The sequence below is a fragment of the Streptomyces sp. NBC_00525 genome, from assembly GCF_036346595.1.
Taxonomy (GTDB): domain Bacteria; phylum Actinomycetota; class Actinomycetes; order Streptomycetales; family Streptomycetaceae; genus Streptomyces.
On record NZ_CP107834.1, the window covers coordinates 6,022,582 to 6,049,351 of the forward strand.

The window sequence follows — 26,770 nt, forward strand, 5'->3', positions numbered from 1 at the left end:
CGTGGTGGGTGGGATCACACTGCTGGAGGACGAGCCGGGGGGACCGGGGGACGCCGACGAGGCGTCCGGGACCGCCCCGCCACCCTCCCCGCCGCCGCCCACCGCGCGCGAGACCGCCCCGGACGCCGCCGTTCCGGGCGGGCCGGACGGCGCGGCCGCGACGGACCCGCGCCGCGTCCGGCTGATCTTCGTCGGGCTGATGCTCACGCTCCTGCTCGCGGCGCTCGACCAGATGATCGTGGCGACCGCCCTGCCGAAGATCGTCGGCGAGCTGCACGGCCTGGAGAAGATGTCCTGGGCGGTCACCGCCTATCTGCTGGCCTCCACGATCGGGCTGCCGGTCTACGGAAAGCTCGGCGACCTCTTCGGGCGCAAGGGCGTCTTCCAGTTCGCCATCGTCGTCTTCGTCGTCGGCTCCGCACTGGCCGGCTGGTCCCGCACGATGGACCAGTTGATCGCCTTCCGGGCGCTCCAGGGCGTGGGCGGCGGCGGGCTGATGATCGGCGTGCAGGCGATCATCGCGGACGTGGTCCCGCCCCGCGAACGCGGCCGGTTCATGGGCCTCATCGGCGCCGCCTTCGGCCTCGCCTCGGTGGCGGGACCGCTGCTCGGCGGCTTCTTCACCGACCACGCCTCCTGGCGCTGGTGCTTCTACATCAATGTGCCGTTCGGCCTGGTCACCCTCGCCGTGATCACCGTCGTCCTCAAACTGCCCCGGCCCACCGTGCGGCCCCGGCTCGACATCCTCGGCGCCGCGCTGCTGGCCGCCGCCTCCACCTGCCTCGTCCTGCTGACCAGCTGGGGCGGCACGGAGTACGCCTGGGACTCGGGCACCATCCTGGGACTGGGCGCCGGAGCCGCCGGAACGACTCTGCTGTTCGTGCTCGTCGAGCGGCGCGCGGCGGAACCGGTCATCCCGCTCCGGCTGTTCCGGGACTCCATCTTCAACGTCACCGCCCTGGTCGGCGCGGTCGTCGGCGTGGCCCTGTTCGGCGCGGCCAGCTATCTGCCGACCTTCCTCCAGATGGTCGACGGCGCCACCGCCACCGAGTCCGGGCTGCTGATGCTCCCCATGATGGGCGGCATCGTCGGCGCCTCCGTCGTCTCCGGCCAGCTCATCTCCCGTACCGGGCGCTACCGCGTCTACCCGATCGCGGGCAGCGCGGTCTCCGCGGTGGGCATGTGGCTGCTGTCCCGGCTGGAGACCGACACCGGGCGCCTCGAATACAGCGTGGCGCAGGCGGTCCTCGGCCTCGGCATCGGGCTGGTCATGCCGGTACTCGTCCTCGCCGTGCAGAACTCCGTGCGCCCCGCCGACCTGGGCACCGCCACCAGCGCCAACAACTACTTCCGGCAGATCGGCGGCAGCGTCGGCGCCGCCGTCTTCGGCACCCTGTTCGCCGGACGGCTGGCCGACGCGCTCGCCGTACGGCTGCCCTCCGGAGCGGACCTGCCCGACCCGGAGTCGATCACCCCGCAACTGGTGCACGCGATGGACCCCGCGCTGCGGGACGCCTACATCCAGGCGTACGCCGACGCGATGCCCCGGATCTTCCTCTACCTCGTGCCGGTCCTCGTGCTCGGCCTCTTCTTCGCCTTCTTCCTCAAGGAGAAACCGCTGGTGTCCCACAGCCCGGAAACCACCGCAGCACCCGCCCCCGCCGCGGGCCCCGAGACCGCCGCCGAAACCGTCCCCATCCCCACCGCCCGCACCGACCACGCCGCCGGCTACCTCTCCGGCGTCCCGGTCTCCGGCAGCGTCCAGCACTCCGACGGTACGAAGGTGCCGCGCGCCGCCCTCACCCTCATCGACGTCCAGGGCCGGCAGATCGGCCGGGGCGCCAGCGGCGAGGAGGGCCGGTACGCGCTCAGCGTGCCGGGCGCCGGATCGTACGTCCTGATCGCCGCGGCCGGCGGCCACCAGCCCCAGGCCGTCAGCGTCACCGTGGGCGAACGCCCGGTCGAACTCGACGTGGTCCTCGGCGGTGCCGGCCGGCTCGCCGGGGCCGTCCTGACGGCGGACGGCGCGCCCGTGCGCGACGCGGCCGTCACCCTCACCGACGTACGCGGCGAGGTCGTCGCCTCGACCCGCAGCGGCCGCGAGGGCGGCTATGTGATCACCGAACTGGTCGCCGGCGAGTACACCCTCGCCGCGTCCGCCCCGGCGTTCCGCCCCGCCGCGCTCCCGGTCAGCGTGCAGGCGGCCAGGGAGACCCGGCAGGACATCGAACTGGCCGGCGGCGCCGTGCTGCGCGGCATCGTACGGGCCGGCGGCGGGCGGCCCGTCGAGGACGCCCGCGTCACCCTGCTCGACGCGGCCGGCAACGTCGTCGACACCGTCACCACCGGCCCGGACGGCGCCTTCCGGTTCGTCGACCTCTCCACCGGCGAGTACACCGTGATCGCGGCCGGCTACCCGCCCGTCGCCACCGTCCTCCAGGTCGCCGGCGGCGGTCGCACCGAGCGGGACCTCCAGCTCGGACACGAAGACTGAACACCCCGGAAGCGAAGCGGCGTTGCGCCCCCCGACGCGCGGGGCGCACCACCCCTTCGGGGGATTGGGCCGATAACCGGCGGACGCCGGTCGCGGCCCCGTACCGTGGAGTCACGCGCCGCGGAACGTCGCGGTGAGGAAGGAGCCTCCCCCTCATGGACCTCGGTGTGCCGCCGCAGAGGACACCACAGCCGCGTGACGGCGCGGCGGGCCGGGTACCGCTCGCCGTGGTCGTCGTCGACACGGAGGGCCGTGTCTCGCACTGGTCGACCGGTGCGCGCAAGCTCTTCGGCGTCGCCCGCGAGGACGCGGTCGGCTGCCCGGCGGGCGAACTGCTGCCGGTATCCGGCGTGTTGGCCGCGCACGGCTCCCTTCCGGCGCCGGACGAGGAGTACGGTCCCGCGCTCGACGCTTCCCTCAGCGGGGACTTCGCCTACCCGGCGGCCGGCCGGGCCCGCGCCGACCGGCCCGGCAGCGAACGCACCGACGTGCTCTGGTGGGCCTATCCGCTCGTCGGACCCGGTCCGGAACGGCTACTGGTGCTCGCCGCCGACCACGCCCCGCTGCGCGGCACGGACGACGCGGGCCACCCGCGAGCCCGTACGGTCACGCCCGGATTCGCCCGGCACACCGACTTCCCCGGCTACCCGGAACTCTCCGCCCGGCTGCCGGAGATCCTGCCGAACATGAGCGTCCAGGAAGCCACCCGGATCGTCGCCCAGGTCCTCGAACTCGGCTACCCGGTCCTGGAGTTCAGCCACCACGAGCGCATCCCGGTCACCCCGGACTGGGGCGTGCCCAAGCGGGCCGGCGCCCTGCCCGTACCGCAGGGCCCGCAGCGGGCCGACGGGACGGCGGCCCCGCGCACCGCGCCCCGGCCCGAGCTGGACCTCGAATACGCGGCGGTCCGCGAACGGCTGGAGTTCCTCAACGAGGTCAGCGGCCGCATCGGCACCTCGCTCGACCTCGAACGCACCATCCGCGAGGTCACCAGCGCCGCCGTCCCCCGCTTCACCGACTTCGCGGGCACGCATCTGCGCGCCGCCGTCCTCGCCGGCGAGGGCTTCCCGGACGGACCGCCCGACGTCACCACCATCTGGCACCGCGTCTGGGTCGAGCACAACGACGAACCGGGCCGCTGGGACGACACCGTGCCGGTGGGCGAGTCCATCGCCTTCCCCGAGCACACCCCGTTCTTCCAGTGCATGGTCACCGGCGAACCCGTCATCGTGCCCTACGTCAGCGAGGAGCTGAGCAACCGGATCTCCGGCGAGTTCGAGAAGCGGGACCTGCGCCCGCTGATCACCCACCGCTCGCTGCTCATCGTGCCGCTCAAGGCGCGCGACGTGGTCCTCGGCTTCATGGTCCTGATGCGCCGCCCCGGCCGCGAGCAGTTCGACGACATGGACCGCACCACCGGCGCCGAACTCGCCGCCCGCGCCGGGCTCGTCCTGGACAACGCCCGCATGTACACCTACCAGGAGAACGTCGCCGACACGCTCCAGGACAGCATGCTGCCCACCGTCGAACCGCGCATGGCCGGCTGCGACATCGCCACCCGCTATCTGCCCGGCACCCGCCTCGGCCGGATCGGCGGCGACTGGTTCGACTCCGTGAAGCTGCCCGGCTCGCGCACCGCGCTGGTCGTCGGTGACGTGATGGGCCACGGCCTCAACTCGGCGGCGATGATGGGCCAGCTGCGGACCGCCGTGCTGACCATGGCCACCATGGAGCTGCCGCCCGCCCAGCTCCTGCGCAACCTCGACGACCTCGCGCAGCGCCTCGGCGAGCAGTACCTCGCGACCTGCCTGTACGCGGTCTACGACCCGATCGCTGGCGAGGTGCAGATCGCCAACGCCGGTCACATCCCGCCCGTGCTGGTCCGCGCGGAGGACGGCCGCGCCGAACTCCTCGACCTGCCGACCGGGGCGCCCATCGGCGTCGGCGGCGTCGCCTTCGAGACCGCCACCGTACGGGTGCGCCCCGGCGACCGGCTGATCCTGTGCACGGACGGCCTGGTCGAGGTGCGCGGCCAGGACATCGGCGCCGGGATCGCCGCGCTCTGCGCCTCCGCCGCCCATCCCGCCGCCTCGATGGACGACGCCTGCGACACCATCATCCGCGCCCTGAACCCCACCGGGGGCCGCAAGGACGACGTCGCCCTGCTGATGGCCCGGCTCAACGGCATCGCGGACGAGGACGTCGCCGAGTGGCAGCTCGCCCTCGACCCGCGCGAGGTCTCCCGCGCCCGCCGCCTGGTGCGCGGCAAGCTGCTCGACTGGGAGCTGCCGGACGCCGTGGAGGCGGCCGAACTGATGGTCAGCGAGCTGGTGACCAACGCCTTCAAGCACAGCCGCACCCATCACATCGGCCTCCGGCTGGTCCGCACCGACGCGCTGCTGTGCGAGGTCAGCGACGACGAGCCCGCCCCCGCCTCCCTCCTCGGCGTCACCGAGAACGACGAGGGCGGCCGGGGACTCGTCCTGGTGAGCAGCCTCGCCCGCGAGTGGGGCACCAGCGGCACCGCGCGCGGCAAGACCGTCTGGTTCGAACTGGCCCTGCCCCGCGACCCGCGCAGACTGCGGCGCCGGCCCAACAGCCGCTGACGAAAGGGAGATCGCCCCTCATTTCGGTCCCGCACCCTTGCCCCGGAGCCCCTTTGGGCAGTAGTCCGTGGCTGAGCAGATCAGGCAGGTACGACGGGACTCGGGAGTACGCATGGGTGTGTCACAGCAATACCGCGAGGCGTGGGAGGGCTACTGGGCGGCCACGTCCGACGAGCCGGGCGAGGCGATCTGGGACGCCGTCGCGGACCTGAGCGCCGTCCCGCACAGCAGGCTGCTCCTGCCGTACGCGGACACCACGCTGCCCGTCGTGGACCTCGGCTGCGGCAGCGGTACGCAGACCCGCCACCTCGCCACGCTCTTCCCCCGCGCGATCGGGGTGGACCTCTCGTACGCGGCGGTCGAGCACGCCCGCAAGGCGGACACCGGGCAGGTCGCCGAATTCGAACGGCTCGACCTCACCGACTCCGACGCCGTGCGCGCCCTGCACGAGCGGATCGGCGACACCAATGTGTACATGCGGGCGGTGATCCACCAGAGCGACCCCGAGGCACGTCCGGCCGTCGCCGCCGCCGTGGCCACCCTGCTGGGCGAACGCGGCCGGGCCTTCGTCGTCGAGCTGACCCCCGCCTCCAAGGACGTGCTGCGACGCGCCTCCCAGGGGCCGGACGGGCCGGGGCCGAAGCTGCGCCGGGTCCTCGAACACGGGCTCAAGCCGGCGAGCGCCACCGAGCAGGAGGTGCCCGAGCTGCTGAAGGCGGCCGGACTCACCACGCTGGACAGTGGCGAAACGGTCCTGCCGCAGACGGAGAACCTGCCGGACGGCACCCGGATCGACCTGCCGGCGAGGTGGTTCGTCCTGGCCGCGGGCTGACCGGGACGGGACGTGACCGGGGGAGGGGCGGGCCCACGCCGTGGAACCGCCCCTCCGCCCCGCCTCCCGGTCAGCCCCCGCCCTCCGCCGCGCCGTCCTCCTCGCGCAGCAGCGCCATGAGCGCCCGAGCCCCCGGACTCATCGCCCGCGCCTCCGGGAGCACCACCGAACTCTCGTAGTACGGCACCTCCGCCCCGCACCCCGCCCCGGCACCGCACGCCTCACCCGCCCCGTCGAGCCGCACCACCGCCAGCCCGCGCGCCTCCGGCTTGCGCGAGAAGTGGTGGGGGACGAGCGCGATGCCCAGCCGCTCCCGGACCAGTTCCAACAGGCTGTGTACGTCGGTCACCTCCAGGGCCACCGTGCGCCGCACCCCCGCCGCCGCGAACGCCGCGTCGGCCGCCCGGCGCGGCCCGAAGTCCGGGTGGAAGTCGATGAACGGCTCACCGGCCGGCTCCGCCCACCCCGCCCGGCCCGCCGCCGCCAGCCGGTGGTCCGGCGCACACAGCAGCACCAGGGGCTCGCGGGCCAGCGGCACCAGCTCCCCGCGCCAGCCCGCCCGGTCCACCGTCGCGGCGAAGGCGATGTCCAGCCGGCCGCCCGCCACCCCGTCCACCAGCCGCGCCGTGCCCTCCTGGCGCAGCCGGATGTCCATGTGCGGGTGCGCCCGATGGAAGGCGGCCAGCAGCCGGGGCAGCCGCAGCCCGGCCACGCACTGCTCCACCCCCACCGACAGGGTGCCGCGCAGCAGCCCCCGTACCGCGTCCACCGCCTCCTTCGCGGCCCGCACCCCGGCCAGGGTCCGTTCGGCCTCGACCAGCAGAGCGCGCCCCGCCTCGGTCAGCCGTACGCTGCGCGTGGTCCGGCTGAACAGCGGCGTCCGCAGCTCCTGCTCCAGCGCCCGCACGGAGGCGGAGAGACCCGACTGCGAGACGGCGACCCGCTCCGCCGCCCGAGTGAAATGCCGTTCCTCGGCAACGGCCACGAAATGTTCCAGCTGGCGCAACTCCATGATTGAGAACTCTAGGCACTGAATCCAAGCGGAATCTCCTGTTGGACCGCTGGATCGAAGTGAGCGAGCCTGGGAGCGGCGCCCGTACCCCCGTCCGGGCGAATCCGGAACGTCTCTCCCCGTGGAGCCCCGCATGTACATCCCGTCCGCCGACCGCTACGACCACATGCCCTACCGGCGCACCGGGCGCAGCGGCCTCAAGCTGCCCGCGCTCTCGCTCGGCCTGTGGCACAACTTCGGCGGGGACCGGACACCGCAGCGACAGGGCGAGATCCTGCGCCGCGCCTTCGACCTGGGCATCACCCACTTCGACCTGGCCAACAACTACGGCCCGCCGCCCGGCTCCGCCGAGACCGCGATGGGCCGGGCGCTCGCCACGGACTTCGCCGCCCACCGGGACGAGATCGTCGTCTCCACCAAGGCCGGCTACCTCATGTGGGACGGCCCGTACGGCGAGTGGGGCTCGCGCAAGAACCTGCTGGCCTCGCTGGACCAGAGCCTGACCCGGCTCGGCCTGGACTACGTCGACATCTTCTACTCGCACCGGCCCGACCCCGAGACCCCGCTCGAAGAGACCATGGGAGCGCTCGACGCGGCGGTGCGCCAGGGCAAGGCGCTCTACGTCGGCGTCTCCAACTACTCACCCGAGCAGACCCGCGAGGCCGCCCGCATCCTCAAGGACCTGGGCACCCCGCTCCTCATCCACCAGCCGCGCTACTCGATGCTCGACCGCCGGCCGGAGGAGGAGGGGCTGCTCACCGCCCTGGACGAGCTGGGCATCGGCTCCATCGCCTACTCGCCGCTGGAGCAGGGCATCCTCACCGACCGCTACCTCGACGGCATCCCGGAGGACTCCCGTGCCGCCGGCAGCAGCCCGTTCCTGTCGGCCGAAGCGGTCACGCCGGACCTGCTGTCCCGGCTGCGCGAGCTGAACGGACTCGCCGCCGCGCGCGGCCAGTCGCTCGCCCAGCTGGCGCTGGCCTGGGTGCTGCGCGGCGGCCGCGTCACCTCCGCGGTGGTCGGCGCGAGCAGCGTCGCCCAGCTGGAGAACAACGTCGCCGCCGTCGGCAACCTGGACTTCGACGACAGCGAACTCGCCCGGATCGAGAAGCTCCTGAAGGGCGCCCGGCGCGGCTGACATCCCGCCGCACCGACCGCCGGGGGACGCCACTGGACTGAACCTGTGGCGTCCCCGACAGCCCTGGCCCGCGCGTTCCCCGGCGCGTACCGTGTGGCCGCATGAAGATCCTCGTCAGCGCCGACATGGAAGGCGCCACCGGCGTGACCTGGCCGGCGGACGTGCTGCCCGGCACCCCGCAGTGGGAGCGGTGCCGCTCCCTGTTCACCTCCGACGTCAACGCCGCCGCCCTCGGCTTCTACGACGGCGGAGCGGACGAGGTGCTGATCAACGAGGCCCACTGGTCCATGCGCAACCTGCTCATCGAACGCATGGACGAGCGCGTCCAGATGCTCACCGGCAAGCACAAGTCGCTCAGCATGGTCGAGGGCATCCAGCACGGCGACGTGGACGCCATCGCCTTCGTCGGCTACCACACCGGCGCCGGTACGGAGGGCGTCCTCGCCCACACCTACCTCGCCAACTCCATCACCGGCGTCTGGCTGAACGGCGTACGCGCCAGTGAGGGCCTGCTCAACGCCCATGTCGCCGCCGAGTACGGCGTGCCCGTCGTCCTGGTCACCGGGGACGACCTGACCTGCGCCGACGCCCGGGGGTACGCCCCCGACGCGCAGAAGGTCGCCGTCAAGGACCATGTGTCGCGGTACGCGGCCGTCTGCCGCACCCCCGCCAGGACCGCAGCCGACATCCGGGCCGCCGCCGCCCGCGCCGTACCGCTGGCCGGCCGGTACACCCCGGTCGAGGCCGGGCCGTTCACCGTGGAGCTGGAGTTCGACGCCGAACACCTCGGCGCGGCGGCCACCGTCGTCCCCGGCGTCGCCCCGAGCGGCGAGAGGCGGGTCTCCTACACCAGCGCGACGATGTACGAAGGTATCCGCACGTTCAAAGCGGTGACGACGATCGTGTCGTCCGCCGTGGAGGAGCAGTATGGCTGAGGCGACCGCCCCCCAGGACTCCGTCGACGCCCTCGCGCTCGACGAAGCGGTGACGTTCACCTCCGAACTGATCCGCATCGACACCACCAACCGGGGCGACGGCGAGTGCCGCGAACGCCCCGCCGCCGAGTACACCGCCGAACGGCTCGCCGCCACCGGCCTGGAACCCGCGCTCCTGGAACGCACCCCCGGCCGCACCAACGTCGTCGCCCGCATCCCCGGCACCGACCCGGCCGCCCCCGCGCTCCTGGTCCACGGCCACCTGGACGTGGTGCCCGCCGAGGCCGCCGACTGGACCGTGCACCCCTTCTCCGGCGAGGTGCGCGACGGCATCGTGTGGGGGCGCGGCGCCATCGACATGAAGAACATGGACGCGATGGTCCTGGCCGTCGTCCGGTACTGGGCCCGCGCCGGCATCCGCCCCCGCCGCGACATCGTCATCGCCTACACCGCCGACGAGGAGGCCAGCGCCGACGACGGCTCCGCCTTCCTCGCCGACCGGCACGCCGGCCTCTTCGACGGCTGCACCGAAGGCATCAGCGAGTCCGGCGCCTTCACCTTCCACGCCGCGCCCAACCTGCCGCTCTACCCCATCGCGGCCGGCGAACGCGGCACCGCATGGCTCAGGCTCACCGCGCGCGGCACCGCAGGACACGGCTCCAAGGTCAACCGGGCCAACGCCGTCACCGCGCTCGCCGCGGCCGTCGCCCGGATCGGCGCCCACGAATGGCCCGTCCGCCTCACCCCCACCGTCCGCGCCGCGCTCACCGAGATCGCCGCGCTCCACGGCATCCACCCCGACCTCGACGCACCCGGCTTCGACGTCGACGAACTCCTCGGCAAGCTGGGCCCGGCCGCCGCCCTTGTCGCCCCCACCGTCCGCAACAGCTCCAACCCGACGATGCTGGAAGCCGGTTACAAGGTCAACGTCATTCCGGGCCGGGCCACCGCCCACATCGACGGCCGCACCGTCCCCGGCGGCGACGACGAGTTCCGCGCCACCCTGGACCGGCTCACCGGCCCCGCCGTCGACTGGGAGTTCCACCACCGCGAGGTCGCCCTCCAGGCCCCCGTCGACTCACCCACGTACGCCAAGCTCCGCGCCGCCGTCGAACGCTTCGACCCGGACGGGCACGTCGTGCCGTACTGCATGTCCGGCGGCACCGACGCCAAGCAGTTCTCCCGGCTCGGCATCACCGGCTACGGCTTCTCGCCGCTGAAACTGCCCGCCGGCTTCGACTACCAGGCCCTCTTCCACGGCGTGGACGAACGCGTCCCCGTGGACGCGCTGCACTTCGGCGTCCGGGTCCTGGACCACTATCTGCGTACCGCCTGAACCACATCCGGGGGAGACCGACACCCATGCCGACGACACAGCCCTACGGCAGCTGGCCCTCACCGATCGACGCCGCGCTCGCCGCCTCCCACGACGGCCGCCCCGAATACGCGGGCGCGGTCGGCGACGAACTGTGGTGGACCGCGCCGCGCCCCGCCGAGGCCGGCCGGCGCACCCTCGTCCGCCGCCGGGAGGACGGCACCACCACCGAACTGCCCGCCCCCTGGAACGTGCGCAGCCGCGTCATCGAGTACGGCGGACAGCCCTGGGCCGGCACCGAACGCGCCGAGGGCGGCCCGCTGATCGTCTTCGTCCACTTCGACGACCAGCGGCTGTACGCCTACGAGCCCGACGGCGACCGCGACCCCTGGCCGCTCACCCCGGTGTCCGGCGTCGGCGGCGGACTGCGCTGGGCCGACCCGCGCCCGCACCCCGGCCGGGGCACGGCGGGCGAGGTCTGGTGCGTGCTGGAGGAGTTCACCGGCGACGCGCCCGGCGCCGTGCGCCGCGTCCCGGCCGCCGTACCGCTCGACGGATCGGCGGCCGGCGACCGCTCCGCCGTCCGCGAACTCACCGCCGAACGGCACCGGTTCGTCACCGCCCCCGAACTCTCCCCGGACGGCCGCCGCGCCGCCTGGATCGCCTGGGACCACCCCCGTATGCCCTGGGACGGCACCGACGTCCTCCTCGCGTCCGTCGCGGACGACGGCACCTTCCACGACGTACGCACCGTGGCCGGCGGCCCCGAGGAGTCCGTGCCGCAGATCCAGTGGACCGGCGACGGCCGGCTGCTGCTGGCGAGCGACCGCAGCGGCTGGTGGAACCTCCACCGGCTCGACCCCGACAGCGGCGTGAGCGAGGAACTCTGCCCCCGGCGGGAGGAGTTCGCCGGACCGCTGTGGAAGATCGGGCTCGTCTGGTTCCGCGCCCTGGAGAACGGGCTCGTCGCCACCCTCCACGGCACCGGCACCACCACGCTCGGCATCCTCGACCCGGAGACCGGCGAACTCGTGGACATCGCCGGCCCCTGGACCGAGTGGGCGCCGACGCTCACCGCGCGCGGGACCAGGGTCACCGGCGTCGCCGCGAGCCCGCACAGCGGCTACGAGATCGTCGAGCTGGACACCGCGACCGGCCACACCCGGATCATCGGCGCCCCGCACGAGGACGCCGTCGACCCGGCCCACTACCCCGAGCCCGTCCTGCGCACCTTCACCGGGCCCGGCGGCCGGGAGATCCACGCCCAGATCTACCCGCCGCGCAACCCCGCCCGCACCGGCCCCGACGACGAACGGCCGCCCTACGTGGTGTGGGCGCACGGCGGGCCCACCGGCCACGCCGCGCTCGTCCTGGACCTGGAGATCGCCTACTTCACCTCGCGCGGTATCGGCGTCGCCGAGGTCAACTACGGCGGCTCCGCCGGATACGGCCGCGCCTACCGCGACCGGCTGCGCGAGCAGTGGGGCGTCGTGGACGTGGAGGACTGCGCCGCCGTCGCCGGGGCGCTCGCCGCCGAGGGCACCGCCGACCCGGACCGGCTCGCCGTCCGGGGCGGCAGCGCCGGCGGCTGGACCAGCGCCGCATCCCTGACCGGCACCGACGTCTACGCCTGCGGCACGATCCTCTACCCCATCCTCGACCTGACCGGCTGGGGCACCGACGAGACCCACGACTTCGAGTCCCACTACCTGGAATCCCTCGTCGGCCCCCTGGCGGAGGTCCCCGAGCGCTACCGGGAACGCTCCCCGGTCGGCCGCACCGACCGGCTCACCGTGCCGTTCCTGCTGCTCCAGGGCGAGGACGACCCCATCTGCCCGCCCGTGCAGTGCGAGCGCTTCCTCGCCGCCGTCGAGGGCCGGGGCATTCCGCACGCGTACCGCACCTACCCCGGCGAGGGCCACGGCTTCCGCCGCGCGAGTACCATGATCGATGCGTTGGAGTCCGAACTCTCGCTTTACGCGCAGGTGTTCGGCTTCGACCGGCCGGACGTGCCCGCCCTGGAGCTGGAGCGGTGACCCTCGGGGGTGTCCGGCGGGCCCCGCTCACCCCGCTGGCCCGCCCCGCCCGGCTGCGGCCGGGGGCGCGGGTCGCCGTGGTCTCCCCGAGCGGGCCCGTCCCCGCCGAGCGGATGGCGGCCGGCCTGGACATCCTGCGCGGCTGGGGCCTCGACCCCGTGCCGATGCCGCACACGCTCGACGCGCACCGCGACCTCGACTACCTCGCCGGCCCGGACGAGGCCCGCGCCCGCGACCTCCAGGACGCCTGGTGCGACCCCTCCGTGGACGCGGTGATCTGCGCACGCGGCGGCTACGGCGCGCACCGCATGGTCGACCTGGTGGACTGGGCGGCGATGCGCGCGGCCGGCCCCAAGGTGTTCGTCGGCTACAGCGACATCACCGTGCTGCACGAGGCGTTCGCCCTGCGGACCGGGACCGCGACCCTGCACGGGCCCATGGTGGGCGCCGAGACCTTCCTCAAGGACCCGCGCACCCAGGAGTCGCTGCGCGCCACCCTGTTCGCACCCGAGACCGTGCGCACCCTGGGCCCGGAGGAGGCGCGGGCGCTGGTGCCGGGCCGGGCGCGCGGCATCACGTACGGCGGCTGCGTCAGTCTGCTCGCCGCCGACCTGGGCACCCCGCACGGCCGTACCTCCGGCCGGGGCGGCCTGCTGGTCGTCGAGGACACCACCGAGGACCCGTACCGCCTCGACCGCATCCTCACCCAACTGCTGCGGTCCGGGGCGCTGGACGGCGTCGCCGGGGTCGCCTGCGGCTCCTGGGCGGGATGCGGGCCGTACGACAAGGTGCGCGCGGTGCTCGCCGACCGGCTCGGGCCCCTGGGCGTCCCGGTCGTCGAGGAACTGGGCTTCGGGCACGGCCCGACCGGGCTGACGATCCCGCTCGGCGTCCCGGCCGTGCTGGACGCTCCGGCAGACGGCGGCCCCGCCACCCTCACGCTCGACGTGCCCGCACTGCGCTGACCAGCCTCTTCCCCCGCCACGTCACCCGAACGGCCGAACAACTGCGGCCGCGGGGACGGGCCCGGCGCCATCCTGGAGCCCCTGGGCGACGGCCCCTCCGGGCCGGGAAAGGGGCTGCTCATGAGCCCGAAGGACGTATCGAGCAGCGGGAAGGGCGGCAGCGGGGCCTTCACTCCGGGCCGCATCCTCGTCCTCGTGGTCGCGGTCCTGTCGATCGTGTTCATCGCCGAGAACACCAAGGACGTCGAGGTCCGCCTCATCGTGCCGCTGGTGACGGCCCCGCTCTACGTGTGGCTGGTCGTGATGTTCGTCGCGGGCATGGCCTGCGGCGCGTACGTCTTCCGCAGGCGCGCCAAGTAGCACCGCGCCGCTCGCCGCCGACTACCCGACCAGGCGCCGCGCCGCGTCCGCGATGTGCGTGCGGGAGATGCCCGCCGCGTCGAGCAGTTCCGCCGTGGTGCCGGACCCGGGGAGGTCGCTCCCCGCGAGGTGGACGAAGGCCGGGTGGCTGCCGGACTCCGCGAGCGACGACAGCACCGCCTCGCCGATCCCGCCCTCCGGGTGGTGGTCCTCCACCACGACCAGGGCCCCGGTCTCGCGGGCCGCGAGAGCCAGCGCGTCGGCGTCCAGCGGCTTCACCGAGTACAGATCGATGACACGGGCCGCCACGCCCCGCTCGGCCAGCAGGTCGGCGGCGGCCAGGCACTCGTGGAGCGTGACCCCCGCACCGACCAGGGTGACCCGGTCGTCGTCGCTCCGGCGCAGCGTCTTGGAGCCGCCCACCGGGAACGTCTCCTCGTTCCCGTACAGCACCGGGTAGGCGCCGCGCGTGGTGCGCAGGTACGAGATGCCGTCGAGGTCGGCCATCGCCACCGTCAGCGCCGCCGCCGAGGTGGCGTCGCTCGGGTAGAGCACCGTCGAGCCGCGCACCGCACGCATCATCGCCAGGTCCTCGACGCCCATCTGCGAGGGGCCGTCCGCACCGATCTCCACCCCGCTGTGGGTGCCGCACAGGGCCATCGTGACGTCCGAGACGGCGGCCATCCGGATGAAGTCGTGCGCGCGGGTCAGGAACGCGGCGAAGGTGGTGGCGTACGGACGGTAGCCGCGCACCGCCATGCCCACCGCCTCGGCGACCATCTGCTGCTCGGCGATGTACGTCTGGAAGAACCGGTCCGGGTACGCCTTGCCGAAGTCCTCCGAGTGCGTGGAGTTGCCCACCTCCGCGTCCAGGGCGACGACCTCGGGCCGGACCCCGAGCGCGACCAGCGCCTTCCCGAACGCGACGCGGGTGGCGACCGCCTCGCCCTTCTCGAAGCGCGGCAGCTCCACGCTGCCACCGCCGCGCGCGGGGGCGGGCGCGGCCTGCGGCGGCCGGGGCCCGGTCACCCGCAGATCGCGGACTCCGCCCAGCTCCTCGACCGCGCGGGCCGCCAGGTCGTCGGGCAGCGGTTTGCCGTGCCAGCCCTCCTTGTCGGCGACCTCGCTCACCCCGCGCCCCTTGACGGTCCTCGCCACGATCACGGTGGGGGCGCTGCCGTCCGCCGCGGTCGTCAGGGCCCGGTCCACGGCGGTCAGGTCGTGGCCGTCCACGACGAGGGCGCGGCAGCCGAACGCCTCCGCGCGGCGGGCGTAGGTGCCGGTGTCCCACTCAAGCTCGGTGGGGCCGGACTGCCCGAGACGGTTGACGTCGATGATCGCGGTGAAGTTGCCGAGCCCGTGCTGCCCGGCCTTGTCCAGGGCCTCCCACACGGACCCTTCGGCCATCTCGCTGTCGCCGCACAGCACCCACACCCGGTACGGCTGCTTCTCCAGGTCCCGCCCGGCGAGCGCGATGCCCACGCCGTACGCGATGCCCTGGCCCAGCGAGCCGGTCGCCACGTCCACCCAGGGCAGCTCGGGCGTGGGGTGGCCCTGGAGCCGGTGGCCGAAGCGGCGGTACGTCGTCATCAGCTCCTCGTCGCCGATGGCGCCGGCCGCCTTGAACATGGCGTAGAGCAGGGGCGAGGCATGGCCCTTGGAGAAGATCAGGTGGTCGCCGGCCGGGTTGTCGGGGGCGTCCCAGTCGTAGCGCAGGTGGCGGGTCATGAGGACGGCCATCAGATCGGCCGCGGACAGGCTGGAGGTGGGGTGCCCGGAGCCGGCCGAGGTGCTGGCGCGCACCGAGTCCACCCGTAGCTGCTGGGCGAGCTCGAAGACCTCGGAGAGGTCGCTGTCGGGGCCAAGCGCGGTGGTCTGTTCGGTGGTCATGGGGCCGGACCTTTCGTACGGAGTCGGACGACGGAACGGGTTCCCGAATCCGCCGGTTCCATCACCTTCCGGACGCAGGTTGCCTCTTTTGCGCAGCACGGCCCCGCCGGCCGGTGACCGCGCACCGGCCCGCGGGGCCGCCCCTCAGAAGTCGGCCGCGCTGCCCCGGACGGCGCACGAGCGGCTGTTCTCCCAGCCCCAGCCGTCCCCGTCCGGGTCCGATGAGGCACTGGCGCAGTACGGGTAGCCGTTCGGCGCGGTACCGCCTGTGTTGCCGCCGCCGGTGTCCGGCGCGCTGCCCCGGACGACGCAGGACCGGCTGTTCTCCCAGCCCCAGCCGTCCCCGTCCGGGTCGGAGGAAGCGCTCGCGCAGTACGGGTAGCCGTTCGGCGCCGTGCCGGTGTCGCCGCCGCCTTCGTTGCCGCCCGGACCGTCGCCGTAGACGGTGGCCCGCACGGACGTGGCGGCGATGCCGTTGTCGCCGTGGAACAGCCGCTCGCCCCAGGCGGTCAGCGCGTTCGGGTCGAAGCCGCTCACCAGGTCCAGATACTCGACGCCGCCGCCGTTGCCGCTCCACGACCAGCCGAGGTAGCCCAGCCGGAGGGACCGCGCGGTCGCCATGATGGCGTCCTCGTCGGGGTTGCCGTCGCTGTGCTCGTTCCCGAACTCGCCGACGACGATGGGCAGTCGGTTGTTCACGAAGTGGTTCAGGTAGTCCCGTACCTCGGCGGCCGTGTCGTAGACCCCGTACATGTGGATGGAGAAGACGGTGTTCCGGTCGGGGTCGGCGGCGAAGACCGACGCGGCGTTGTCCCGCATCGTGCCGGACCAGTCCTGGCCCCAGTTGGGCGCGTCCACCATCAGGGCGTGCCGCAGACCGGCGGCACGGAGCTTGCCGATGGCGCTCTTCGTCGCTGAAGTCCACTGCGTGTAGGCGGAGTTGCCGAAGGGCTCGTTGCCGATGTTGACGACGACGTAGTCCTCCTGGCCCACCAGCGCGCTCTTGACGCCGATCCAGTAGTCCGCCGCCCTGTCCAGCGAGGTGGCGGCGGAGTCCTCGCCGTAGCCGGTGGTGTCGTGCACCTCCAGGACGCAGATGACCTCGGCCGCCTTGCACCGGGCGATGAGCGCGGAGACCTCGGACGTGCCGGTCCGCGTCCAGCGGTCGCCGCTGCCGAGGACGACGCGCACGGTGTTGGCGCCCTTGGCGGCGATGTCGGCGATGGCGTCCGTCTGTTCCGGGTACCAGGCGTGGGCGTGGTTGACGCCGCGCATCACGAACTCGCTGCCGTTCGCCTCGTACAGCCGTCCTTCGCTGACATGGAGGCCCGTTCCGGCGGTGGTGGCCGCCCGGGCCGCTGCGGCGGGACCCAGGAGGGACAGCAGGGCGGCCGTCATCCCGATGGCCAGCGCGGTCACGGTGGCGAGCAGGGCGCTGCGGGGTGGTCTCTTCATGGCTCTCCTCAAGGGGGTGAGGGGAGCCCGCTCCGGTGGGACAACGTTGTCAACCGTGGTGGGGAGCGGCTGACGGCGGAGCGGGCTGCGGGGATGCCGGATCGGATGCCCGGCAGGGGATCGGGCCGCGGTGCGATTTTCCGCCCCGGCCCGTTGTCGCCCTCATATGAGGCCCTGAATGTTCCAGTCATGTCAATAGATGTGTCGCCCGCTCTTCATGTCCCGCCGGTGCGTACCGGGGAATTCACCGCCGCTTTTCTTCGTGGCGCATTGCTAAACCTTTACTGAACTAAACCAAAAGACTAGACAACGTTGTCACTGCGCGGCAGAGTACGGCTGGGGAGCGATGCGCGCTCTCCCCGGAAGGGCGGAACACGATGGTGTACGGAGCACTTGACATCGGCGGGACGAAGATCGCCGGAGCGCTCGTCGACGAGGACGGCCACGTGGTCGTACGGGCCCGGCGCGCCACCCCGGCGCGACGGCCGGCCGGGGAACTGGCCGCCGCCGTCACGGCCGTGCAGGACGAACTGGCGGTGCATCCGGCGTGGGCGGACCTCAGCTGCTTCGGCATAGCGAGCGCGGGCCCGGTGGACGCCGGCGCCGGCACGGTGAGTCCGGTCAACATCCCGGCCTGGCGCGGCTTTCCGCTCGTGGAGCTGGTGCGTACGCATCCGGCGACGCCGGCGGGCATCCGGCCCGTGCTCGTCGGGGACGCGGTGGCGATGACCGCCGCCGAACACTGGCGCGGCGCGGCGCGCGGCGTCGCCAACGCCCTGTGCATGGTGGTCTCCACCGGGGTGGGCGGCGGGCTCGTCCTGGACGGCCGGGTGCACGCGGGCCGCACGGGCAACGCCGGTCACATCGGCCACATCACGGTGGACCTCGACGGGCCGCTCTGCCCCTGCGGCGCGCCCGGCTGCGTGGAGACCCGTGCCAGCGGCACCGCCATCGCCGCCCACGCCCGCGCCCTCGGCTGGACCGCCCCGCCGGGCGTGCGGCCCGACGCCGCCGCGGTCGCCGGCGCGGCCGGGAACGGTGACGCGCGGGCGCGGGCCGCCTTCGACCGCGCCGCACAGGCCCTGGCCGCCGCGATCGCCGCCACGGCGGCCCTCGTCGAGCTGGACCGCGTGGTCATCGGCGGCGGCGTGGCCCAGGCGGGGGAGACCCTGTTCGCGCCCCTGCGTCACCACCTGGCGCGCTACGCGGTCCTGGACTTCGTCCGCGGCATACCGGTCCTGCCCGCCGCCCTCGCCCTGGACGCGGGCCTCATCGGCGCGGCGGCGACGGCGTCCGCCGGCAGGAGCGCGGGAGCGGGGAACGCACCGGCGCTCCTGCCCTGACCGGCCCCGTAACCGCCCCGCCGTGCGGGCAGCGCGCCCGCCGGCCTCGTAAGGAAGTCCTCATGGAACCACTCGTCAACACCGTCCGCTCCTACCCCTGGGGCTCCCTCACCGCCCTGCCCCGGTTCCTGGGCGCCGAGCCCGACGGGCGCCCGCAGGCCGAGTTGTGGATGGGCGCGCATTCGGGCGCCCCCTCACTGGTCCGGCGCGGCACCGGACTCCGGCCGCTGGACGCCGTGATCGGGGCGGACCCGGCCGCCGAGCTGGGCGAGGCCGCGCTGCGCCGGTTCGGGGCACGGCTGCCCTTCCTGCTCAAGGTGCTCGCGGCCGGCGCGCCGCTCTCCCTCCAGGTGCACCCGGACCTGGCGCGGGCCGCGGCCGGCTTCCGGGCCGAGAACGCCGCCGGCATCCCGCTGGACGCCCCGCACCGCAGCTATCGCGACGACAACCACAAGCCGGAAATGGTCGTCGCGCTGGGCGAGTTCGAGGGGCTGTGCGGCTTCCGTCCGCCGCTGGAGTGCGCCGCGCTGCTGGCCGCGCTCGGGGTTCCCGAACTCGCGCCGCACTGCCAGATCCTGCGTACGCGGCCCGAGGAGTCCGCCCTGCGCACGGTGTTCGCCGCGTTCCTGGAGCCTCCCGCTGACCTCGTCGCGGCGGTGGCCGGGGCGGTCGCGCGCGGGGCGCGGGAGGAGGGCCCGCACCGGGCGGACCTGGTGCTGTACGACGCGGTCGCGCGGGCCTACCCGGGCGATGCCGGACTGCTCGCGGCACTGATGCTGCGGACCGTACGGCTGGCGCCCGGCGAGGGGCTGTTCCTGGGGGCCGGGGTGCCGCACGCCTATGTGCGGGGCCTGGCGGTCGAGGTCATGGCCGCGTCGGACAACGTGCTGCGCTGCGGCCTGACGGCCAAGCACATGGACCGGGCGGAGCTGCTGCGGGTGGTGCGGTTCGCCGCCCCGCCCGTACGCGTACTGACGCCGTCGGCGGACGGGCCGGAGGAGGTGTACCCGGCCCCGGTGGACGACTTCCGGCTCTCGCGGGTACGAGTGGCGGCCGGCGCTCCCGCCGTCGCCCTGGACGCGGCGGCGCCGCAGATCCTGCTCTGCACGCGCGGCGAGGCCCGTCTCGCCGCGGCGGGCGGCACGCTCACCCTCCGGCCGGGCTCCTCGGCGTACGCGCCGGCGGGGGAGCGGGTGACGGTGGGCGGGGACGGCGAGGTCTACCGCGCCACCGTCGGCATCGGCCCCTGCGCGCACTCCGGCGCTTAACCGGTTTTGTGCAGCGCCGCCTCCCTCCGCGTATTCCCTTCCCCTGTTCGAAAGGGGCGGGAAGAGCGGAGGGAGGCGGCTTTTTCCTTTTCGTGTTCCGTTACTTCGTCGCGCCCTGCGCGAAGCCGTTGTAGATGTAGCGCTGGAGGAACAGGAAGGCGATGAGCGTGGGGACGATGACGAGGACGGCGCCGGCCGAGATGTTCTCCCAGTGGGCGCCGAACGGCCCCTTGAAGCGGAACAGCGCGGTGGAGACCGTGCCGAGGTCCTGGGACGGCATGTAGAGGAAGGGGATGTAGAAGTCGTTGTAGACGGTGATCCCCTTGATGATCACCACGGTCGCGATCGCCGGCTTGAGCAGCGGCAGGATGATCTTGCGGTAGATCGTGAACGAGTTCGCCCCGTCCAGCCGCGCGGCCTCGTCCAGGGACACCGGGATGCCCCGGATGAACTGCAGGAAGATGTAGATCGAGACGATGTCCGTACCCATGTAGAGCAGGATCGGCGCCCAGCGGGTGTCGAACAGGCCGAAGCCGTTGACCACCTGGAAGGTGGCGACCTGGGTGGTCACGCCGGGCACGAGCGTGGCGACGAGGAACAGCGCCATGACGAGCTTCCTGGCCCGGAAGTGGAAGCGGTCGACGGCGTAGGCCGTCATCGAGCCGATGAGGACCGTGCCGGTGATCGAGAAGAGCAGGATGAACAGGGTGTTGCCGAACGCGGTGAGCATCCGGCCCTCGGAGAACGCGGTCGCGTAGTTGTCGAAGTTCAGCCAGTCGCCCGGCAGCGACAGCGCCCCGCCGTCGGCGGCCTCCGCCGAGGTCTTCAGCGAGGTGAGGAAGACGACGGCGAGCGGCAGGATCACCACCAGCGAGGCGACGACGAGCGACACGTAGACGAGGGTCTGCCCGATCCGGCCGCGCAGGCGGACCCGCCGGGGGCCGGGCAGGGGGCGGGAGCGGCCCGCGGTCTTCACGGGCGCGGTCCGCTGGGCCGTGGTCATACGAGGTCCACCTTTTCGTCGGGCACGAGCCGGCGCTGGATCCAGGTGATCAGCAGCACGATCAGCAGCAGCACCACGGCGGCGGCCGATGCCAGCCCGGTCTTGTTGAACTGGAACGCGAGCTTCACGGTCTGGATGACGAAGGTCGAGGTGCCGGTCGCACCGCCGGTCATGATCCACGGAATCTCGAACACCGCGAGCGACCCGGAGACCGCGAGGATGACGCTCAGGCTCAGCACGGGCCGGATGCTCGGGGCGATGATGTGCCGGAACTGGTCCCACTTGGTCGCGCCGTCCAGCTGGGCCGCCTCGTACAGCTCGCCCGGAATGGACTGGATGGCACCGAGGAACAGCACGAAGTTGAGGCCGGTGTAGCGCCACACCGAGACGCCGGCCAGCGAGGTGTTGGCCGATTCCGGGTCGCCCAGCCAGGCGTGGTCCGGGTCCTGGCCGAACCAGGAGAGCACCGTGTCCAGGGTGCCGCCGTCCTGGAAGAAGTACAGGAACACGAAACCGATGGCCACGCCGTTGATGAGGTAGGGGAAGAAGAGCAGCCCCTTGAACAGGTTCCGGAACCGCAGATCGAAGCTGAGCACGGTGGCGAAGTACAGCGCGATCACGATCTGGAACGCCGAGGCCGCCAGGTAGTAGAAGCTCACGAAGAACACCCGGAACAGCTCGGGCCGGGTGAAGATCTGGACGTAGTTGTCCACGCCGGTGAAGTTCCGGTCGGGGCTGATCCCGTCCCAGTCCGTGAAGCTGTAGTAGAGCATGTTGCCCACGGGCACGTAGGTGAACGTGATCAGCAGGGCCAGCGGCGCCACCAGGAACAGCCAGGGCGTGGCGCGGCGGAGCAGCCGGCCCCGGCCGCCGCCTGTGCGTGGGCCGGCGCCGGTGGCGGAGGGTCCGCGGCGCTGGGGCGTCGCACGGTGCGTTCTCACGCTCACCGCCTCGGTCGTCTCGGTCATGTCGGGCCTTTCGTCATCCGCGTCGGTCGTACGGGGTGCGCCGGGCGCGGGCCCCGGCCGGTGTCGTCCGGCCGGGGCCCGCGCCGGTTCAGGAGCCGATGGTCTTCGCGGCGTCGTCCCACTTCTTGTTCAGCTCGGTGAAGTAGCTCTCGGCGCTGCCCTTCTGCGCGCCGCGCGCGATGTCGACCAGCTTCTGGCGGTAGTCGGGCTTGTTGAGGCCGATCTCGGCGGCGTTGTCGATGTCGTTGACCGTGCCGGTTTTGGCCTCCGAGCGCTCCACGAAGGTGACATCGTTGTCAACGAATTCCTTGAGGGTGTCGGGCATGGGGGCCGACTTAAGGGTGGGCACGGCGCCCTCCTTCACGGAGTAGCCGGACTTCTCCGTGAACCAGTCGATCCAGGCGCGGGCCGCCTCCTTGTGGTCCGAGTGGATGTTGACGGCCTGCTGGTAGTCCGACACCAGGGTGGAGCACTGCCCCTCCTCGCGCTGGACGGGCACCGGCATGTATCCGATGTCGTCGGGGTTGCCGCCCGCCTGCTCGGCGGCGTCCCGCATCTGGCTGATGGCCCAGGAGCCGACCATCATGGAGCCGATCTCGCCCTTGGCGAGCTTGCTCTTGGACGCCTCCCAGTTGGTGGTGCTCGGGTCCTTCTCGGAGAGCCCGTCCTCGACGATGTCGAACAGCAGGGTGTCGATCACGCGCAGCTCGCTGCCGGGCTTCCACGGGGAGACGGGCCCGGCCAGCTTGTTGTTCGCCTCCGCGTCGCACGTGACGGAGCCGATGTTGGCGGACCACTGGACCAGCGGCCAGCCGTCCTTGAAGTTGGTGTAGTACGGCACGGAGCCGGTCTTCGCCTTGATCGCCTTCAGGTCCGCGAGGAACTCCTCCGGAGAGGCGGGCCAGTCGGTGATGCCGGCCTTCTTCCAGAGGGCCTTGTTGTAGACGAAGCCGTTGGCGGTGCCGAACTGGGCGATGCCGTAGGTCTTTCCGTTGACCTCGGACTTGTCGCTGAAGCGGTACTTGTCGGCCATCTCGATGGACGAGCCGAGCGGGGCGAAGAACTTGGGGTAGTCGTTCTTGGCGACCGCGGCCGGGATCATCAGGACGTCGCCGTACTCGTCCGTGTTCATCCGGATCTTGACTTCGCCCTCGTAGTCGGTGAGGCCCTCGAACTTCACCTCGATCTTGGGGTAGACCTTGTTGAACTCCGCCGCGTAGGCCTTCATCGCCCCGTTCTTGATCAGGTCCGTCCGCTGTGTCAGGACCGTGATGGTGCCGCTCGCGCTGCCCGGGTCGGCCGGGGCCGAGGCCGTCTCCGTGGACGGTGTGCCGCCGCCCCCGCATCCCGTGACGGTCAGTGCCGCGACGGCCAAAAACGTACCTGTGAGTGTCCTGGTCTTCCCCATGTGCCCTGCTCCTTCGGACGGCGGCTCGGGTCTGTGCCGGATGTCGGCACTATGACAGGAGAGAAGTGAACCGGTAAAGCTCTTGTTTCCCCTGAGATGCAGAATCGTTACCGGGGTTCACGTTTCCGCAGGTAGAAGGTCGTGTGGTTCTGCGGGCGTGTGACCACATGAGGACTAGACCGGTTTATGGACAGAGGTCGATCGACAGGTTAAGTTGTGCCGCGTCGTACATCTGTCACCGTGCGCACTGGGCCGATTGGAGCCGCACCATGAAGGACATCACCCCGCTCACCGAAGGCTGGAACCTGCGCTACGACCAAGCGCTGCTGCCGGCCTCGGTACCCGGCTGCGTCCACACCGACCTGCTCGCGGCGGACGTCATCCCCGACCCCTTCCTCGACCGCAACGAGACCGAGGTCGCCTGGGTCGGCCGACGCGCGTGGACCTACCTCACCGACGTGTCGCACCGGAGCGCGCACGAGCGCACCGACCTCGTCTTCGACGGCCTGGACACCGCCGCCCGGATCACTTTCGACGGGCGCGAGCTGGGCACCACCCGCAACATGCACCGCACCCACCGGTTCGACGCCACCGGCCTGACCGGCCGGCTGGAGGTGCGGTTCGCCTCCGCGTACGAGGAGGCCGAGGCCGTCCGGGCCCTCACCGGCGACCGGCCCAACGTCTACCCCGAACCCTTCCAGTACATCCGCAAGATGGCGTGCTCCTTCGGCTGGGACTGGGGCCCGACGCTCGTCACCGCCGGCATCTGGCGCCCCGTACGCCTGGAGCACTGGTCCACCGCGCGCCTCGCCTCCGTCCGCCCCCTCGTCACCGCGGACGGCGCGACCGGGACCGTCGAGGTGCGGCTGCGCGTCGAGCGCACCGCGTCCGGGGCGGGCGCCGAGCTGCGGGCCCGCGCCACCGTCGCCGGAGCCGAGACGGAGGTCCGCCTCGAGGGCGACGAGGCCGTGCTGCGGCTGACCGCGGACCGGCCCCGGCTGTGGTGGCCGCGCGGCTACGGCGACCAGCCCCTGTACGACCTCGACATCACCCTGCTCGACGCCACCGGCCCGCTCGACACCTGGCACCGGCGCATCGGCTTCCGCACCGTCGAGGTGGACCGCGCCCCCGACGAGCACGGCACCGGCTTCACCCTCGTCGTCAACGGCGTCCGCGTGTTCGCCCGGGGCGTCAACTGGATACCCGACGACGTCTTCCCCTCGCGCGTCACCCCCGAGCGCTACCGCACCCGGCTGCGCCAGGCCGCCGACGCCAACGTGGACCTGGTCCGCATCTGGGGCGGCGGCATCTACGAGGACGAGGCGTTCTACGACGCCTGCGACGAGCTGGGACTGATGGTGTGGCAGGACTTCCTCTTCGCCTGCGCCGCCTACCCCGAGGAACAGCCCCTGCGCGGCGAGATCGAGGCCGAGGCCCGCGACAACGTTGTCCGGCTCATGCCGCACCCCAGCCTGGTCCTGTGGAACGGCAACAACGAGAACCTCTGGGGCTTCCGCGACTGGGACTGGGAGGAGCCGCTCGCCGGTGACTCCTGGGGCGAGGGCTACTACCTCGGCGTCCTGCCCCGCATCGTCGCCGAACTCGACCCCACCCGCGCCTACACCGCCGGCAGCCCCTGGTCCGGCTCCTGGGACCACCACCCCAACGACCCCGCCCACGGCACCCACCACTCCTGGGAGGTGTGGAACCGGCAGGACTACGCCGAGTACCGCGCCGACGTGCCCCGGTTCGTCGCCGAGTTCGGCTGGCAGGCGCCCCCCGCGATGGCCACCCTCCGCCGCGCCCTGCCCGGCGAGGAACCGGCCGCCGACTCGCCCGGCATGCTCCACCACCAGAAGGCCGAGGACGGCAACGGCAAGCTCGACCGCGGGATCGCCCGCCACTTCGCCCCGCCCGAGGGCGACTTCGACCGCTGGCACTACCTGACCCAGCTCGTCCAGGCCCGCGCCGTCGCCACCGGCATCGAGCACTGGCGCTCCCACTGGCCGGTCTGCGCCGGCACCGTCGTCTGGCAGCTCAACGACTGCTGGCCGGTCAGCTCCTGGGCCGCGATCGACGGCGACGGCCGCCCCAAGCCGCTCCACCACGAACTGCGCCGGGTGTACGCGGACCGCCTGCTGACCCTGCACCCCGACGGCGACGGCGACGGTGCGGGCGCGGGCGTGGTGCTCGCGGTGATCAACCAGTCCGCGACGCCCTGGCGCACCGAGGTGACCCTGTCCCGCACCGGGGCGGACGGCGCGCTCAACGGCCGGGAGGTGCGGGAGGTGACGGTCGCCGCGCGCTCCGTCGTCCGCCTGGCCGTGCCCGCCGGACTCGTACCGGCCGGCAGCGCCACCGAGTTCCTCGTCGCCGACGCCGAAGGGCTGCGGGCCACCTGGTTCCCGGTGCCCGACAAGGAGTTCGACTACCCGGAGCCGTCCTTCGACGTGACCGTGGAACCCGCCCCGGACGGCGGTGGTAACGTCCGCGTGGTGGTCAACGCGCACACCCTCGTCAGGGATCTTCTCCTCCAGGCCGACCGGCTCGACCCCGCTGCCGCGGCCGACCGCGGCCTCGTCACCCTGCTCCCCGGCGAACAGGCCGTCATCGGGATCGACGGCTGCGGCGACGTGAGCGCCGACGACGTGCGCGCCGCCCTGTTCTGCGTGGGCACGAAGTGACCGCTCCGGCTCGCGTCACGATCAAGGACGTCGCCGCGCGGGCCGGTGTGTCCAAGGGGGCCGTCTCGCTCGCCTTCAACGGCAAGCCGGGCGTCTCGGACGCGACGCGGGAACGCATCTTCCAGGTGGCGCGGGAGCTGGGCTGGGAGCCCAACCGCACGGCGCGCAGCCTCTCCGGCCGCAGCGCCGACATCATCGGGCTGGTGCTGAACCGCCCGGCCCGGCTCCTCGGCCTGGAACCGTTCTACATGGACTTCATCTCGGGCATCGAGAGCGTTCTGGCGGAGCGGTCCTGCTCGCTGCTGCTGCGACTGGTCCGCGACGTGGACGAGGAGATCGAGCTGTACCGGGCGTGGTGGCGCGGCCAGACCATCGCGGGCGCCGTCCTCGTCGACTTCCGGTCGGACGATCCGCGCGTGCCCGCGCTGGAGGCCGTGGGGCTGCCCGCGGTCGCCGTCGGCCATCCGTCGCTGACCGGGTCCTTCCCCGCGGTGTGGACCGACGACGCCACGGCCACGGCGGAGGCCGTCCGCTATCTGGCCGCCCTCGGGCACCGGCGCCTCGCGCGCGTCGGGGGCCCGGCCGGCTTCGGGCACAGCGCGATCCGCACACGCGCCTTCGAGGCCACGGTGCGGGAACTGGGCCTCGAACACGGCACCCAGATCGCGACCGGGTTCGACGAGCGGGAGGGCGCCCGGGCGACGCGCTCGCTGCTCCTGGCGAAGGACCGGCCCACCGCGATCGTCTACGACAACGACATCATGGCGGTGGCCGGCGCGGGCGTCGCCGCCGAGATGGGCTTCGTGGTCCCGGACGACGTCTCGCTGCTGGCGTGGGACGACTCCCAGCTGTGCCGGATCACCCATCCCACCCTGTCCGCGATGAGCCACGACATCCACCACTTCGGCGCGGAGGTCGCGCGGACCCTGTTCACGCTGATCGAGGGCACCCACCCCGGTGACCTCCAGGTGCCGACCCCGTCGCTCACGCCCAGGGGCTCGACGGCACCGGCGCCGCAGTGACGCCGCGCGCCGCGCGACCGGGACCTCCCGGTCGCG

General features: G+C 72.8%; 19 protein-coding genes. 13 read left to right on the top strand and 6 right to left on the bottom strand.

The genetic code is table 11. From position 1 onward, the window contains the following. Position 1: 1 nt before the first annotated feature. From OG710_RS26395 to OG710_RS26405, 3 genes are all read left to right on the top strand, one after another. Complete coding sequence (locus OG710_RS26395; protein ID WP_330241550.1) at positions 2-2,494, top strand: MFS transporter; 2,493 nt, start codon at positions 2-4, stop codon at positions 2,492-2,494. 155 nt (positions 2,495-2,649) lie between these two features. Then, positions 2,650-5,100, top strand: coding sequence for an ATP-binding SpoIIE family protein phosphatase (locus tag OG710_RS26400; RefSeq protein ID WP_330241551.1), 2,451 nt, complete (start codon positions 2,650-2,652; stop codon positions 5,098-5,100). 112 nt (positions 5,101-5,212) lie between these two features. Further along, the gene (locus OG710_RS26405) at positions 5,213-5,932 is read left to right on the top strand and encodes a class I SAM-dependent methyltransferase (RefSeq protein WP_330241552.1); all 720 of its coding nucleotides are present in this window, start codon (positions 5,213-5,215) and stop codon (positions 5,930-5,932) included. Positions 5,933-6,002: 70 nt separating this feature from the next. On the opposite strand, the gene OG710_RS26410 is transcribed toward OG710_RS26405, so the two are convergent. Beyond that, complete coding sequence (locus OG710_RS26410; protein WP_330241553.1) at positions 6,003-6,944, bottom strand: LysR family transcriptional regulator; 942 nt, start codon at positions 6,942-6,944, stop codon at positions 6,003-6,005. Between the two features lie 133 nt (positions 6,945-7,077). Here OG710_RS26410 and OG710_RS26415 point away from each other — a divergent pair, with 133 nt between their 5' ends. The 6 genes from OG710_RS26415 to OG710_RS26440 all read left to right on the top strand — a co-directional run bounded on the left by OG710_RS26415 (position 7,078) and on the right by OG710_RS26440 (position 13,693). Then, a complete protein-coding gene (locus OG710_RS26415; protein ID WP_330241554.1) occupies positions 7,078-8,082 on the top strand; it encodes an aldo/keto reductase in 1,005 nt (334 codons plus the stop codon). A gap of 101 nt (positions 8,083-8,183) precedes the next feature. Then, positions 8,184-9,017, top strand: a complete 834-nt coding sequence (locus tag OG710_RS26420; RefSeq protein WP_330241555.1) for a M55 family metallopeptidase — start codon at positions 8,184-8,186, stop codon at positions 9,015-9,017. Continuing rightward, entirely contained in the window at positions 9,010-10,353 is a 1,344-nt protein-coding gene (locus OG710_RS26425) for a M20/M25/M40 family metallo-hydrolase (protein WP_330241556.1), read from the top strand. Before OG710_RS26420 ends, OG710_RS26425 begins: the two co-directional genes overlap by 8 nt. A 26-nt stretch (positions 10,354-10,379) precedes the next feature. After that, a complete protein-coding gene (locus tag OG710_RS26430) occupies positions 10,380-12,368 on the top strand; it encodes a S9 family peptidase (RefSeq protein WP_330241557.1) in 1,989 nt (662 codons plus the stop codon). Next, positions 12,365-13,333 carry a S66 peptidase family protein gene (locus OG710_RS26435; RefSeq protein WP_330241558.1) on the top strand — a complete coding sequence of 323 codons (969 nt, stop codon included), beginning with the start codon at positions 12,365-12,367 and terminating at the stop codon, positions 13,331-13,333. The genes OG710_RS26430 and OG710_RS26435 overlap by 4 nt, the downstream gene beginning before the upstream one ends. 120 nt (positions 13,334-13,453) lie before the next feature. After that, positions 13,454-13,693: a DUF1049 domain-containing protein gene (locus OG710_RS26440; protein ID WP_111339174.1), complete on the top strand. Its 240-nt coding sequence runs from the start codon at positions 13,454-13,456 to the stop codon at positions 13,691-13,693. A 21-nt stretch (positions 13,694-13,714) separates the two neighbouring features. On the opposite strand, the gene OG710_RS26445 is transcribed toward OG710_RS26440, so the two are convergent. Further along, positions 13,715-15,583 (bottom strand): transketolase, encoded by a 1,869-nt coding sequence (locus OG710_RS26445; RefSeq protein ID WP_330241559.1) that lies wholly within the window; start codon positions 15,581-15,583, stop codon positions 13,715-13,717. 144 nt (positions 15,584-15,727) lie between these two features. Further along, positions 15,728-17,038, bottom strand: coding sequence for a cellulase family glycosylhydrolase (locus tag OG710_RS26450; RefSeq protein ID WP_330241560.1), 1,311 nt, complete (start codon positions 17,036-17,038; stop codon positions 15,728-15,730). Between the two features lie 377 nt (positions 17,039-17,415). Here OG710_RS26450 and OG710_RS26455 point away from each other — a divergent pair, with 377 nt between their 5' ends. Continuing rightward, the gene (locus tag OG710_RS26455) at positions 17,416-18,381 is read left to right on the top strand and encodes an ROK family protein (RefSeq protein WP_330241561.1); all 966 of its coding nucleotides are present in this window, start codon (positions 17,416-17,418) and stop codon (positions 18,379-18,381) included. Between the two features lie 62 nt (positions 18,382-18,443). After that, on the top strand, positions 18,444-19,649 hold the full coding sequence (gene manA, locus OG710_RS26460) for a mannose-6-phosphate isomerase, class I (protein ID WP_330241562.1): 1,206 nt from the start codon (positions 18,444-18,446) through the stop codon (positions 19,647-19,649). A 100-nt stretch (positions 19,650-19,749) separates the two neighbouring features. Here the strand turns inward: manA and OG710_RS26465 are convergent, their stop codons facing one another. The 3 genes from OG710_RS26465 to OG710_RS26475 all read right to left on the bottom strand — a co-directional run bounded on the left by OG710_RS26465 (position 19,750) and on the right by OG710_RS26475 (position 23,028). Further along, positions 19,750-20,652, bottom strand: a complete 903-nt coding sequence (locus OG710_RS26465) for a carbohydrate ABC transporter permease (protein WP_330241563.1) — start codon at positions 20,650-20,652, stop codon at positions 19,750-19,752. Beyond that, the gene (locus OG710_RS26470) at positions 20,649-21,620 is read right to left on the bottom strand and encodes a carbohydrate ABC transporter permease (RefSeq protein WP_330241564.1); all 972 of its coding nucleotides are present in this window, start codon (positions 21,618-21,620) and stop codon (positions 20,649-20,651) included. Before OG710_RS26470 ends, OG710_RS26465 begins: the two co-directional genes overlap by 4 nt. An 88-nt stretch (positions 21,621-21,708) precedes the next feature. Continuing rightward, positions 21,709-23,028, bottom strand: a complete 1,320-nt coding sequence (locus tag OG710_RS26475; protein ID WP_330241565.1) for an ABC transporter substrate-binding protein — start codon at positions 23,026-23,028, stop codon at positions 21,709-21,711. Positions 23,029-23,297: 269 nt separating this feature from the next. On the opposite strand from OG710_RS26475, the gene OG710_RS26480 reads away from it, so the two are divergent. Together OG710_RS26480 and OG710_RS26485 are read left to right on the top strand one after the other, a co-directional pair. Further along, complete coding sequence (locus OG710_RS26480; RefSeq protein WP_330241566.1) at positions 23,298-25,712, top strand: glycoside hydrolase family 2 protein; 2,415 nt, start codon at positions 23,298-23,300, stop codon at positions 25,710-25,712. Then, positions 25,709-26,734: a LacI family DNA-binding transcriptional regulator gene (locus tag OG710_RS26485; protein WP_330241567.1), complete on the top strand. Its 1,026-nt coding sequence runs from the start codon at positions 25,709-25,711 to the stop codon at positions 26,732-26,734. The genes OG710_RS26480 and OG710_RS26485 overlap by 4 nt, the downstream gene beginning before the upstream one ends. Positions 26,735-26,770: the final 36 nt, after the last annotated feature.

Coding starts and splice junctions, on each gene's coding strand:
- OG710_RS26400 (WP_330241551.1), top strand. CDS start 2,650: ATGGACCTCGGTGTGCCGCCGCAGAGGACACCACAGCCGCGTGACGGC.
- OG710_RS26405 (WP_330241552.1), top strand. CDS start 5,213: ATGGGTGTGTCACAGCAATACCGCGAGGCGTGGGAGGGCTACTGGGCG.
- OG710_RS26410 (WP_330241553.1), bottom strand. CDS start 6,944: ATGGAGTTGCGCCAGCTGGAACATTTCGTGGCCGTTGCCGAGGAACGG.
- OG710_RS26415 (WP_330241554.1), top strand. CDS start 7,078: ATGTACATCCCGTCCGCCGACCGCTACGACCACATGCCCTACCGGCGC.
- OG710_RS26420 (WP_330241555.1), top strand. CDS start 8,184: ATGAAGATCCTCGTCAGCGCCGACATGGAAGGCGCCACCGGCGTGACC.
- OG710_RS26425 (WP_330241556.1), top strand. CDS start 9,010: ATGGCTGAGGCGACCGCCCCCCAGGACTCCGTCGACGCCCTCGCGCTC.
- OG710_RS26430 (WP_330241557.1), top strand. CDS start 10,380: ATGCCGACGACACAGCCCTACGGCAGCTGGCCCTCACCGATCGACGCC.
- OG710_RS26440 (WP_111339174.1), top strand. CDS start 13,454: ATGAGCCCGAAGGACGTATCGAGCAGCGGGAAGGGCGGCAGCGGGGCC.
- OG710_RS26445 (WP_330241559.1), bottom strand. CDS start 15,583: ATGACCACCGAACAGACCACCGCGCTTGGCCCCGACAGCGACCTCTCC.
- OG710_RS26450 (WP_330241560.1), bottom strand. CDS start 17,038: ATGAAGAGACCACCCCGCAGCGCCCTGCTCGCCACCGTGACCGCGCTG.
- OG710_RS26455 (WP_330241561.1), top strand. CDS start 17,416: ATGGTGTACGGAGCACTTGACATCGGCGGGACGAAGATCGCCGGAGCG.
- manA (WP_330241562.1), top strand. CDS start 18,444: ATGGAACCACTCGTCAACACCGTCCGCTCCTACCCCTGGGGCTCCCTC.
- OG710_RS26465 (WP_330241563.1), bottom strand. CDS start 20,652: ATGACCACGGCCCAGCGGACCGCGCCCGTGAAGACCGCGGGCCGCTCC.
- OG710_RS26470 (WP_330241564.1), bottom strand. CDS start 21,620: ATGACCGAGACGACCGAGGCGGTGAGCGTGAGAACGCACCGTGCGACG.
- OG710_RS26475 (WP_330241565.1), bottom strand. CDS start 23,028: ATGGGGAAGACCAGGACACTCACAGGTACGTTTTTGGCCGTCGCGGCA.
- OG710_RS26480 (WP_330241566.1), top strand. CDS start 23,298: ATGAAGGACATCACCCCGCTCACCGAAGGCTGGAACCTGCGCTACGAC.